General features: G+C 63.3%; 9 protein-coding genes. 6 read left to right on the top strand and 3 right to left on the bottom strand.

Annotated features, from left to right (window positions below):
- Window positions 1–39 precede the first annotated feature (39 nt).
- Window positions 40–402, top strand: a complete 363-nt coding sequence (locus CXY79_RS13605) for a hypothetical protein (protein WP_104102512.1) — start codon at window positions 40–42, stop codon at window positions 400–402.
- Window positions 399–1,913 carry a hypothetical protein gene (locus tag CXY79_RS13600; RefSeq protein ID WP_104102509.1) on the top strand — a complete coding sequence of 505 codons (1,515 nt, stop codon included), beginning with the start codon at window positions 399–401 and terminating at the stop codon, window positions 1,911–1,913. Before CXY79_RS13605 ends, CXY79_RS13600 begins: the two co-directional genes overlap by 4 nt.
- Here CXY79_RS13600 and CXY79_RS13595 read toward each other — a convergent pair.
- Window positions 1,852–2,940: a glycosyltransferase gene (locus CXY79_RS13595; RefSeq protein ID WP_233191496.1), complete on the bottom strand. Its 1,089-nt coding sequence runs from the start codon at window positions 2,938–2,940 to the stop codon at window positions 1,852–1,854. The genes CXY79_RS13600 and CXY79_RS13595 overlap by 62 nt on opposite strands.
- Window positions 2,941–2,958: 18 nt before the next feature.
- Complete coding sequence (locus CXY79_RS13590; protein WP_233191495.1) at window positions 2,959–3,561, bottom strand: putative colanic acid biosynthesis acetyltransferase; 603 nt, start codon at window positions 3,559–3,561, stop codon at window positions 2,959–2,961.
- Window positions 3,562–3,732: 171 nt separating this feature from the next.
- Between CXY79_RS13590 and CXY79_RS13585 the strand changes: the two genes are divergently transcribed.
- Both CXY79_RS13585 and CXY79_RS13580 read left to right on the top strand, forming a co-directional pair.
- Entirely contained in the window at window positions 3,733–4,986 is a 1,254-nt protein-coding gene (locus CXY79_RS13585) for a hypothetical protein (RefSeq protein WP_104102502.1), read from the top strand.
- Entirely contained in the window at window positions 4,983–5,687 is a 705-nt protein-coding gene (locus CXY79_RS13580; protein WP_104102499.1) for a DapH/DapD/GlmU-related protein, read from the top strand. The genes CXY79_RS13585 and CXY79_RS13580 overlap by 4 nt, the downstream gene beginning before the upstream one ends.
- On the opposite strand, the gene CXY79_RS13575 is transcribed toward CXY79_RS13580, so the two are convergent.
- Window positions 5,684–6,286 (bottom strand): CDP-alcohol phosphatidyltransferase family protein, encoded by a 603-nt coding sequence (locus tag CXY79_RS13575; protein ID WP_233191494.1) that lies wholly within the window; start codon window positions 6,284–6,286, stop codon window positions 5,684–5,686. The two genes, CXY79_RS13580 and CXY79_RS13575, sit on opposite strands and share 4 nt — an antisense overlap.
- A gap of 397 nt (window positions 6,287–6,683) precedes the next feature.
- Between CXY79_RS13575 and CXY79_RS13570 the strand changes: the two genes are divergently transcribed.
- Window positions 6,684–10,757: a LamG-like jellyroll fold domain-containing protein gene (locus CXY79_RS13570; protein ID WP_104102494.1), complete on the top strand. Its 4,074-nt coding sequence runs from the start codon at window positions 6,684–6,686 to the stop codon at window positions 10,755–10,757.
- Window positions 10,758–12,248 carry a glycerophosphodiester phosphodiesterase family protein gene (locus tag CXY79_RS13565; RefSeq protein ID WP_104102492.1) on the top strand — a complete coding sequence of 497 codons (1,491 nt, stop codon included), beginning with the start codon at window positions 10,758–10,760 and terminating at the stop codon, window positions 12,246–12,248.
- Window positions 12,249–12,259 lie beyond the last annotated feature (11 nt).

Raw genomic sequence — 12,259 nt, 5'->3', positions numbered from 1 at the left:
ACCTGTGGGCCCTCGCCGTGTCCGAGCTACCAGGACTTGGTGGCCAAGACCGTCGGCCTGAATCCCTCCGTCGTCGTGGTGGCGGCGGAGCGGGCCGGCACGAATGTGGATCTGCCTGAAGCAGTGGCAACCATCAATGCCGCACTTGCCGCCCTGCGCGTCGGAGTGCCCGATGCTACTCTGGTCGTAGTCGGCCCGGCGGCGCTCAACGGTATGGACGATAGTCGGGCAGCCGAATTGGACAGTGAGGTTCGCGCCGCCGCGGCGCGCGTCGGCGCCACGTACGTTAGTCTGCTCGAACCGAATGTTCTCGATCCATCGATGGTCGCAAGTGACGGTGTCAGTGTGAACGAAGCAGGTCATGCCGCAATTGCAGTTCGTGTGAAAACTGCGCTTTCGTGACGGAACCTGGACCCGGCGCAACCGTCGGGACGTCGGGGTCGGCAACGACTTTTCGCACCGTCCTCGGGGTCACCGTTCTCGGTGCAATCCTTGCCGCTGTCGTGCCGCTGGCTCTCCTGGTACAGGTGCCAGACGTCGGCAGAGGACAGGCGTGGATTCTGACTCTGATCCTCGTCGTGTGGGCGGGTCTGCGACTCGCCCTCATCATCGTTGTCGGCCGTCCGATGCTGTTCGACTTCTTCTTCTGGATGTTCGTCTACGTCTTCATGGGGATTGCTCCAACCGTCCAGATCCGAAGTGGTCTCATCTCGCGGACGACGCAAGGTATCGACGAGTCGCTCGAGCTCCCCACGGCCGCCTTGGTCTGTCTCGGCGTCGCCTGCTATGAAATCGGGCGATTGGGTGCCTACGGGCATGAGCGCAGCAAGCTGACGACCGGGATTCGAGAACGGGGGAGTGCCCCCGTTCGGGTGGTGACCCAGGTGCGAACCTGGCCGACCCTGGTGCTCGTCGGCGCGGGCATCGTACTCAGCTTGTATTTCATCTCCAGGGTCGGTGCGGGATCGCTTTTCGGTAGCAGGGATCAAGCCTTTGCCGCGCGTTCAGCGGCGTGGACGGATCCCGCGGTGCGCTCGATCATGTACGCCGGTGCTATCTATCCGTTGTTGGTGGGCATCGGTGCGCTCGTGCAGCTGAGGCGGAGGACGACGGGGCCGCTGTCGATGGCCTATCGCGGCCTGATCGTTGTCGGGATTGCACTCCTTCTCACCGTCGTGAATCCGGTCAGCAGTGCACGCTACAGCCTGGGCACTGTCCTCTTCGCCCTCGCCGTTTTCGCGGGAGCCCTGCTCACCGTCGCGCGTGTTCGAGCGACCCTGACTGCAGCACTCGTCGGATTGATTTTTCTGTTCCCTCTGGCGGATGCCTTCCGGCGCCCGGAAGTCAACTTGGTGCGCAACGGTTTCTTCGGGGAGTACGAGGGGAACCCTGACTATGACGCATTCTGGCAAGTCGCCAACGCATTTTCGTACGGTCTTGACGGGCTGATTGAGCCGGGGCGCCAGGCGCTCGGCAGTGTTCTCTTCTGGGTGCCCCGAGGCGTCTGGCCGGACAAGCCTGTGGACACGGGAATTCTGCTCGCCCAATATCGCGGCTACAGTTTTCAGAACCTCTCTGCCCCGCTCTGGGCGGAATTCCTGGTCAATGGAGGTATCAGCGTCCTTATCGTGGGTTTTCTCCTGCTGGGCTACTCCCTGCGTGTCATGGACAGTCGACTTCTCCCCGCGTTCAATGCCGCGGGCTATTGGGCCATTGTCGGCGCGATCTTTCCGGTCTATATGACAATTCTCTTGCGCGGTTCACTGCTCCAGGCGACGGGAGTGGTGGCGGTCGCGTTGGCGTGTCTGCTTTTCGTCCGACAGTCGGGCAGGCCCCCCAGAAGTGACTCGCTCAGCGGTACGAAGTGGCCAGAGCTTCAGCGATCGCCTGCATCCCGAACCGGTTCCGGCTAGCCAGCGCGCCGGCGCGGCCCATGCTGTGAGTCAGAACGTCGTCGCGTAGAACCGTTGCAACGGCGCCGACGAGAGCCTCGAGAGTGTCATCCACCACAATTCCGCATCCGATCTCAGTGACCGCCGGAGCGAGTCCGCAGCTATCCGTGATGACCACCGGCACGCCGAGTGACATGGCTTCGAGAACTGACATCGGATACGGTTCATCGATGGAAGGCAGAACGTATACGGCGGCCCGCGACAACCGTTCGTTGGTTGCACCCGGGGCCAGGGGTCCCTCCCAGGACAGTATGCCTTTACTATCGGCCGCGTCGATGAGGCGCTGTACCGCTGGCCCCTCTCCCTCATCGGGACCGACCAGGGTGAACGACACCGTCGGGAATTCATCAGCGAGTGCGAGCGCCATTTTCACGAAGAGCTGCGGGCGTTTCCGGCGGGCGAGTCGGGCTAGATAGAGAACTTCCGTGCCCGCAGCGGGACCGTTCGCGCTCCCCGGCGCCGGTACGCCATTGGCGAGATGCTTTAGATTGAGCGCCGTGCCCGCAACGGCACTGAGATCATTCCGTTCCTGGTCGGTGAGGTAGAACACCACCTTCGCCCCCCTCAGAGCCGGTCGGGTGACGAACGCGTCCAGAGGAATCGCCAATGGACTGTCTGAAGGGTCGATCATTCCGTGAGTCTGCACCACGTACGGTATCCCGGCCTTGCGCAACCAGCGCGCCGCAGGGAGCGTGACGAGGTCACGGGCGGCATGAATGTGCACAACGTCGAACGAGCGCGCGGCCTGCTTGAGCCAGTGCTGCAGGGCGGGTGCGCACAGGCCGGCGAAACCGATACCTGGGATGATCGTTCGGGCGGGGAACAGACGGAGCGGCACCCCGTCGAATTCATGGGGGGCCGCTTCGCCGAATCCGCGGGCGCCGCCGGCTACCACTACGTCGTGGCCTGCTTCACGGAGGGCTTTGGCCTGGTTCAACGCGACGCGAACGGGACCTCCATACTCACCGTTGGGAGTGACGAGCGTCACGATGGAGAGCACACGCATTCAGGTCTGGTCCCGGTCCTGTGAGAGTGCTGGTCGTTCCGCGCGCGGAGCTCGCAGAAGTGCCCGGGCGGGCACGGTCCCGGAGACGAGAGCCGTCGCGCCGATAACGCTGTCATGGCCGATCCGGCTTCCTCGGAGAACTGTTGCCCTGGCCGCGATCCAGGCGCCGTCTTCCACGATAATCGGCGCATTGTCGAATTCGAATGTCTGCGAGGTGCGGTCATGGCTGCCCGTGCACAGCATGACACCCTGGGAAATGCACACGTCACTGCCAATGATCACCGGCTCGAGATTCAGAATCCAGACCTCTTCACCGATCCACGAGTTGTCACCGACGACCAGTTTCCATGGCCAGTGGATGCGCACGCGATGGCGGATCAAAACATTGTCACCGATCGTGGCGCCGAAAAGCCGAAGGAGCGCCACGCGGAGACGGGGCGGGCACCACCACCGGACAACAACGAGTCCGGAGAGGAGAAGCCAGGCGATCTGCCAGAGCGAATTCCGCCCCCGTTCGTAGCCTGCGCCGGAGAATCCGGCCAGGTTCCGGCGAGGGAGACCTGACGGTTGGGCCATCGGTGGTCTCGCGTCGCTGACTGACATGACGGTCAGTGTACGCAGACAACCGATCAGCGGCTAGATATCCCGTTGAACCATGTTGCTGCTAGCTTGTTCGCATGCAACCCCGTCGAACTGAGCGTGGGCAGGCGAGATGAGGGTCCGATGAAGGCAGGTGCGCCGAGGGGTAGACGGCTGAGGCGCGTTCGCGCCAGCATGAACACCATCGTCGGATACTCGATTTCGATGGTGCTCCTGGCTGTCGTCTCGCTTGCGGTCATCCCCTCAATGGTCATGGCAAGCGGCGCGGCAGCGTGGGGAATGATTGCGGCAGGCCAGTCCATCGGCGGCGTGGGTGCGGTTATCGTGGCTTACGGCTGGGGTCTCTCCGGGCCGGCCTCCGTGGCGAGGGCAGACGCGAACATGCGACTCACCGCATATGCGGAGTCGGTTATCTGCAAGCTGCTGATCATTGTGCCCGTCGGCCTTCTTGTTTTTTCGGTGGCCTGGGGTGTCGGTCGCGACTACGCCATCTTCGCCGGAGTCGGTGCCCTGTCCACGGCGACCGTGGGACTGACCGCGAACTGGTGGTTCGTCGGTCTCATGCAACCGTACCGACTCTTGGTTTTCGAAACCGTCCCGCGGGTTCTCGGGACCGGCATCGGCATTTTCTACATGACTCACGGGTCGAGTGCTCTCGTGGGTGTGCTCTGGCAGCTGATCGGTATGGTGACGGCATTCATGGCCTCCACCATATGGATCCTGCAACCGTGGAGACTCCGTCGACTCCGGTCGCTTCCGCGCAGGCGGATAGGGATGGTGCTTTCTTCGCAGCGGCTGGGTGTCACCTCGACCGTGCTTTCCTCGCTGTATACCTCGACCCCGATTGTCATTGTGTCGTTGATCGCCCCGGGCGCGCAGCCGGTTTACGCCGTTGTCGAGAAGGTGCAGCGCCAGGTGATCGTGGGACTCGGCCCATTCGTCACGATCCTCCAGGGCTGGGTGCCCAAAGCTCGAAGGCAGGACCTCGTCCGCCGAGTCAGGACGGGGCTGGTCGCCGCCGTGGTGTTCGCGGTTGCGCTCGCCGGTCTCATGCTGGCCGTAGCCCCGGAACTGGTGCGTTGGCTCGGCGGCGGCCAGATCAAACCGTCCTTTGTCACCTTGATACTGATGGCGCTGATCACCGGAGTGAGCCTGATCGAGGCGGTCGTCAGCAAGGCCTGCCTGGCGGCATTGCGCAGACTCGATGTGGTGACCGGGGCGACGGCCATCGGAACTCTGGTCGGTCTACCCTGCGTCGCGATCGGAGCCGTGTCCTGGGGGGCAGAGGGGGCGCTCTGTGGTATCTTCGCTGGGCTTTCGCTCAGGCTTCTGCTTGAACTCATGGGCATGCGCCGCGCAATCGCCCAGCGCAGCGAGGATGCGCTCGACGTGACAATGGTTCCGGAAATCGGGGTGAGCGGCTCTTGAGTCAGATCAAAGACGCGATGAGGGCGCTGGCTTGGGCGCTGCCGGCGAGCACGGCTAAGAACCGGCTCCTTCGCTCGATCGGCCACGACATTCATCCGACCGCAATGGCGCGATCCTGTCTCGTCCTTCGGGTCACACAGGTCTCGATGGGAGCGAACAGCCGGATAGGCCGATGGAACCTGCTCAAGAACATGCGCCGGGTGTCAATCGGTGATCACGCAACCATCGGCCGCTTGAACGTTTTTTCATCCCACCCCGTGTACAAGCGGCTCTACCCGGACGGCGCGGCACTGGAAATGGGGCCTCATTCAAAAATTACGAGCCGGCATCAGTTCGATTGCTCCGGCTCCATAGTGATCGGCGAGTACTCCAGTGTCGCCGGGCACGAAACCAAGATTGTGACGCACAGCATCGACGTTCGACGAAATGCTCAGGCGGCATATCCGGTGCGAATTGGAGCCCGGAGTTTCGTCGGAGCGCGCTGTCTGCTCTTCGGCGGCGCTATCTTGCCGGATCGGTCGGTCCTGGCGGGAGGATCGGTGCTCGCCCGTGCGAGATCGGGCGGGTTGCCCGGACTATGGGCGGGTGTTCCGGCCGCGCTCCGCGGGCCGATCGACGGTGAGTGGTTCGAGCGTTCGACCACGGGAACCAGTCGGGTCTTCATCCCGGCTACGGGAGAAACGGTGGAAGACGCGCTTTAGCCGCGGGCAGACAGTGCCCGGAACCATTTGCCGAGCAGTAACGCCATGATCAGCGCGTTGGCGGCCAAGAGAAGGCTGTAGACCACCACGAAAGCACCGGGCCAGCCAGTGAGGATGAAGCTGAGCGAGAGGATCCCGTAGTCGGCCGGCAGCAGAGCAATGGCCCTGGCTCTCGAGGGGCGACGAGCCCCGCCCTCGCCGATGGCCGAGGTCGTGGAGGTTGCGTTGGCTGAACGGCGCAGGAGCAGCTCAGTCAGCAGGCCACCCACGAAGGTGACAACGGACACGACCTGGAATGCGAGGGGCACGAGATACCAGATCGGCTCCGTGGACCAGAAGCGGTACGCCGTGATGAGGATCGCTGCGTGGACCGCGACGATCTTGCCGGCGTCCACGACGTGGTCGAGCCACTCGCCAGCGGGGGAACCGCGGCCGGTCAGGCGCGCGACCTGACCGTCTGCCGAATCCAGCGCAAAGCCGAGAACGAGGAGGACCGCAACGCCGACGGCTCGGATCGGGCTTGGTTCTCCGCTGACCAGGAGAACAAGACCCGCCCCGGTCGCAAGGGCCGACAGCCCGGTCACCTGATTGGGCGTCATCCTGAGCCCAAAACACACCGAGGCCAGCACGCGCCCCAGCGGTCGATTGACGTATCGCGTGTACAGCGACACCCCGGTCTGTGCCTTCTGCGCACTCGCAAGCTGTGCGTGAGCTTCACGAAACTGTGTCATCACGGGCCATCCTCGGATTGATTGAGCGTGGGCAGCGTGCCCCGTCCTCGGCACATGTTAGCCCCTCGTCGGACGTCACTCCTCCGGGGCATTGCGGGTGTGGCGCACAGGGCGTACGTTTCCGCCGATCCCACTTTTCGCTAAACGTGAGCAATGCTTTCTTACCCAAAGCGCTCCAAGGCCGCGTGAGGCTGGATTCCATAGTTCATTCGCGGTCATCAGAGCTTTTGGGCGATGAGGCTGTTCACCCGAGGGATAGGTAGCTATGCGTAAGCTTGCCGCAATTTTCACGACCGTGGCTGTCGTGGCCGGACTCGTCATAGCGAGTCCCGTGCCACAACCGGCGTCGGCGCTCTCCGCCGGCGTCGCCTTCAGTGCGGACAACCTGTCGACCTGGCAGACGAACGGCGTTGTCTACGGAGTCGGCACGGTGCACGGAAAAGTCGTGGCGGGCGGAACATTTTCTGAGATCAGGCCGCCCAGCGGCGGTGCGGGAGTGCCGAGGAACCAGGGAACGCTTGCGATTTTCAACGCGGAGACAGGAGCCCCTGACAGCTGTCAGTTCGCCATGACCCTTAATGGGGCCACGCCGACCGTGCGGTCGGTGGTTGCCTCACCTGACGGCAACACCATCTACATCGGGGGCAATTTCTCCTCCGTCGGCGGGGTGAACGCCGCGCGGGTAGCCGCGATCGACCCGGTCGCCTGCACCGTCAAGCCGTTCCGGGTGGCGGGGGTATCTTCCCTCGTCCGCGGCATGGCTGCCACCTCGTCCACCCTGTACCTGGCTGGGGAGTTCCAGACCGTCGGCGGCCAGGCGCGCAAGCGCTTTGCAGCGGTGGACGCGACGTCGGGCGCGCTTCTGCCCTGGGCCCCGGCGGCTGACACTGTCGGGCGGGCCGTGGCCGTCTCTCCCGACCGCAGCAGGGTAGCCATCGGTGGGGACTTTTTCACGGTCAATGACCAGGATTCCCACTCCATCGCGGTCGTCGATGCGACCACCGGCGCAAACGTGCGTAATTACCCTCTCGGCTTCATCCCGCGTACCTCGGTGACCAAGACCCTGTGGTCGGACGGCACGGCGTTCTACGGGGGCAACGAAGGAACGGGGGGCGGAGTCTTCGACGGTCGCTTCGCCGTCAATTGGAGCACACTCGACCAGACTTGGCGGGACAACTGCCTGGGCGCAACGCAGGCGGTGCTCGAATACCAGGGCACCCTGTATTCCGCGAGTCACGCGCACGACTGCTCATCGAACAACGCCTTTCCTGACGGGAGACGGATGTTTTTGATGGCACAGAACACCTCGGACGCGGCTTTGCTGGGCTGGTTCCCGACTTCCAATGACGGTACGGGCGAAGGAATCGGCCCGCGTGCTCTCACCATTGCCACCGGCGCCACAACGGGAAAGAAGTACCTCTGGTACGGCGGTGAGTTCACTGTCATCAACGGCGTAGTCCAACAGGGACTCACACGCTTCGGTCCGGATGACGTCGGTGCGCCGCCCACCCCGGTCGTTGCAGCCGAGGCGCTCACTTCGGGCGCCAATCAGATTCGCTTCCGCACCGTGGTCGACCCTGACGACAGTGCCTTGACGTACAACGTCTACCGGAACGGCGGAGCGACCCCAATCTGGACCGGCTCTGCCAGTTCCCTGTGGTGGACCCGTCCCCAGGTGACCGTCGTTGACACGAATGTCGCCGCGGGCACGAATTACACCTACCGGGTGACGGCGAATGACGGGGTCAACACCAGTCCGCTGTCGGCGTCAGTAGCAGCCCGCGCCGTCACCAAGGGGGTTGACTATCCCACTCAGGTGATCCAGGACGGAGCCAGGCTGTATTGGCGTCTGGATGAGGTTTCCGGTCCCTGGGCACAGGACAAGTCCGGTGCGACGGTCACCGGCCTGAACGGCCTATACAAGAACGGCGTCACCTACCGGGCGCCTGGCGCGATCGTCGGTGACACCAACACCTCCGCTACGTTCAATGGGACTGATGGCTACATCTGGAGCGACCAGCAGAAACCGGCACCCACCACTTACTCGATCGAAACCTGGATCAAGACGACATCCACCCAAGGGGGGAAGATCATCGGATTCGGGGATGGTCGGCCGAGCACCGGGACTGGCAACACGAACCTGAGCGGGAATTACGATAAACACATCTACATGGATAACCAGGGTCGCCTGACCTTCGGTGTCTACATCGGTCGCACCGAAACGATCAAGACGGCCTCGTCGTACAATGATGATAAGTGGCACCACATCGTGGCAACCCAGAGCGGGTCCGGGATGAAGTTGTTCGTGGACGGCGTCCGGGTGGGCCAGAACGCCACCAGCACCAGCCAGCAATACAGCGGTAACTGGCATGTCGGTGGCGACAACCTGAATGGCTGGCCCAGCCAGCCGTCTAGCGCTTTCTTCGGCGGCCAGATAGACGACACCGCGGTCTATGCATCCGCCCTGAGCGCCGCGCAGATCGCCCAGCACTACACTCTCGCTGGGGGAACCCTCGCCGTTCCGCCGACCCCGACAGACGCGTATGGAGCCAGGATCTACACGGACGAGCCTGATGTGTACTGGCGCCTCGACGAAACCTCTGGAAGCGCGGCGAAAGACTCATCGTCCGACGCCCAGAGCGAAGGAGATTACGGCGCTGCAGTCCAGCTGCAGCAGCCGAAGGCGATCAAGGTCGGGACTGCCGTGCAGACCAGCGGAACTCAGGACGGCGGCATTGCGACCAAGACCGCACGCTCATCGGTTGCCCAGTTCTCCACGGAAGCTTGGTTCAAGACGGACACGACATCCGGCGGGAAGATCGTCGGCTTTGAGAACGTCGCAACCGGGCAGGGTTCGAATTACGACAAGCAGATCTACATGACCAATTCCGGGAGCATCATCTTCGGCGTGTACGTCGGGGGCTTCCAACTCATCGAATCGCCGGCGGGATTCAACAACAACGCCTGGCATCACGTAGTGGGCACGCAGGGACCCGATGGGATGAAGCTCTACCTGGATGGCACAGAGGTCGGCTCGAACCCTACCAACTTCAACCAGGCGTTTGACGGCTACTGGCGTGCCGGTGGTGGCAACCTCAACAGCTGGCCCTCGCAGCCCGACAGTCCCTATTTTGCGGGCACGCTCGACGAGGTGGCGGTCTATCCGTCGGCCTTGAGCGCAGCGGCCGTCGCGGCTCACTACGAGCTGGGCTCCAACACCGCTCCCGATGCCATGGCGCCGAGCGCTCCCTCCGGCCTGACGTCAACCGTCTCAAACGGCGCCGTCGCGCTGGCATGGACTCCGTCAACGGACAATGTCGGTGTCACCGGCTATTCGGTGCACCGCGGGTCTGCATCCGGCTTCGTCGCTGACGCCACCAACAAGATCGCCGACGTGACAGATGCGTCATATACGGATCCGGGGCTCGCTGACGGAACGTACCATTACGTCGTGGTCGCCTACGACGCCAGAGGCAACGCAAGTCCGGCTTCCGCGTCGGTATCCGCGTCGGTGGCGACCGCCGACACTGACGTGCCGAGTGTTCCGACTGGTCTGACGGCGTCGGTGTCGGGGAGTTCGGTTTCGGTGGCCTGGACGGCGTCGACGGACAATGTCGCGGTGACGGGTTATTCGGTGTACCGGGGGTCTTCGGCTGAGTTCGTCGCTGATGCGTCGAGCAAAATCGCAGATGTTTCGGGTGCGTCGTATTCGGATCCCGGTCTGGCGTCGGGTGTTTACTTCTACAAGGTGATGGCGCGTGATGCTGCCGGCAATGTGAGTGCAGCCTCTGGTGCCGCGGAGGCGACGGTTCAGGCCGCCCCTGTGGGACCGGTGGTCCTTACGACCGGTGCCAGCGAAGACTCGACGACGTACCAGGTGCTTCCCACGACCAACTTCGGGTCCAATAGCCAGTTGTCGTCCCGGGGGGCGGGCACGTCGCTGATCGAGTCGTACCTAAAGTTTGCAGTCCCGGCTGCGCCGGTGGGCACTGTGCTCAGCGGGGCGACCCTGCGGATTCGAACCTCGACCGACTCGACCGCCGCCTCGGTGGATGCCCAGACATTTAAGCTGCTGAGTGGGAATTGGACGGAGGGCACGGTGAACTGGAACAACCGACCCACCGGTCTGGGACCGGATCTGGGGAGCCTCGCCGGCGCATCGGCAACGAACACGGCTTACTTGGTCACGCTCGATGCGGCGCAGCTGAGAACTCTCGCTGGTTCAACGGTGTCCGTCGCGCTGATCAGTGCCGGCCCGGACAACCTCCGGCTGTGGTCGACCAACAGCACCAACGTCACCTATCGCCCGCTGCTCACCCTGACCTACACAGCGAGCTGAATGTCCAGCGGTACCGACGTGCAGAGCACGGCTGACATCAGCCGCGCTCCGTTCCTGCCGCCAATAAACCGAAGACAGTTCCTCCTGGCCGGCGCCTCAACACTGCTGCTGTCGGCTTGCCAAGCCACGCCCGCTCCCCCGGTCTCCGTACTCCCGACTGCTGCGGCACGATATGCAATCGGAGATCTCCTCGGAACGACACCGTTCTACATAGCTCACCGTGGCTCCGGAGACAACTGGGTCGAGCACAGCTTCGATTCGTACAGCCGCGTGATCGACAGCGGGGCCAAAGCGATCGAAGTCTCGGTCAGCGCCACCTCAGACGGCGTGTTGGTGTGCCATCACGATCTGACGACCAAGCGGATGACGGGTGTCGACCTCCCGATCGCGGAAGTCACCTGGGAGGAACTGTCGCAACTTCGCAGCGACGCGAGAGCCTGGCTCGGCCCTGCGGCAGAACGGGAGCCGCTGCCGTTGCTCGCCGACGTACTGGATGCCTTCGCCACAACGCACGTGATCTTTCTCGAAGACAAGCAAGGCACGAATACGGAAGCCCTGCTCAAGGTCATGGACAGCTACTCGCACTCCACGGAGCATTTCGTCTGGAAACAATGGGCAGGTGCAACGCAATACACACTGGTCGACGGGCACGGTTACATAACCTGGGGATACTTCACTCCGGAACTTTTCGAGCGTGCAAATGAACTTGCGCCTCGTTTCGATTTGCTCGGGGTGTCACACAGGGCGACGGATGCGCAGGTGGCCGTGTTGGTGGGCTTCGGCAAACCGGTTATCGCGTGGGAGGTGCACTATCGCTCGATGCGTGACCGGATGAGCGACCTCGGCGTGGCCGGGATGATGTGCTCTAATCTGCCCTACGTGACCGGGACGACCGCTGGGAGTCAGGGTGACGCCTTCGGAACCGGGCTGCGGGCCGCCGGCGACCTGCCCTGGACCATTGACGAGGGCACTCTGGTGCAGCCCCTGATCGACGCGGGCGCCGCATCCGTGGCACTGGACCACCGGGACGTGCAGAGCTACTTGATGGGCTCAATGTGCCCGGTGGGTCTCGGATCATACCGGATCACGTGCGAGCTCCGTTGGCCGGAATCGCTTCCAAGGGAGGAGCAGCACGCCGGGCTCGCCTTCGGTGCCGCCGACGACCGCCCTTATCGAGTCAGGGTGGCCAGCGATGTGTCCGGGTACCACATGATTCTCCGGGCGAACGGCTCCCTTGAATTATTCAGCCGGGTCGCGGGGACGACCGAGGGCACGCGATTGAGAGCGGTGCTGACCGCCCCACCACGGGCTTCGGAGTGGGTGCGTCTCCAGATCGAAGTCCTCGCAAACAGTATTCGGATCCTGCGACTTGACGGTGACGGCTGGTCGATGGACATCGATGATGCGAGCTACCGGGGAGGCTATTTCTGGCTATGCAAGAACTACCAGGATGGACCGCCGGTCGAATTCAGGTCAATCCTCGTCAGTTGATGTCCATTCGT

The organism is Cryobacterium sp. M96 (assembly GCF_002929845.1).
GTDB lineage: Bacteria > Actinomycetota > Actinomycetes > Actinomycetales > Microbacteriaceae > Cryobacterium > Cryobacterium sandaracinum.
This window is presented reverse-complemented; position numbering and strand designations above follow the sequence as displayed.

What these genes read in the sequence shown, in the direction of transcription:
- CXY79_RS13590 (WP_233191495.1), bottom strand. Translation starts at nt 3,561, where the DNA reads ATGTCAGTCAGCGACGCGAGACCACCGATGGCCCAACCGTCAGGTCTC.
- CXY79_RS13585 (WP_104102502.1), top strand. Translation starts at nt 3,733, where the DNA reads ATGAACACCATCGTCGGATACTCGATTTCGATGGTGCTCCTGGCTGTC.
- CXY79_RS13575 (WP_233191494.1), bottom strand. Translation starts at nt 6,286, where the DNA reads ATGACGCCCAATCAGGTGACCGGGCTGTCGGCCCTTGCGACCGGGGCG.
- CXY79_RS13570 (WP_104102494.1), top strand. Translation starts at nt 6,684, where the DNA reads ATGCGTAAGCTTGCCGCAATTTTCACGACCGTGGCTGTCGTGGCCGGA.
- CXY79_RS13565 (WP_104102492.1), top strand. Translation starts at nt 10,758, where the DNA reads ATGTCCAGCGGTACCGACGTGCAGAGCACGGCTGACATCAGCCGCGCT.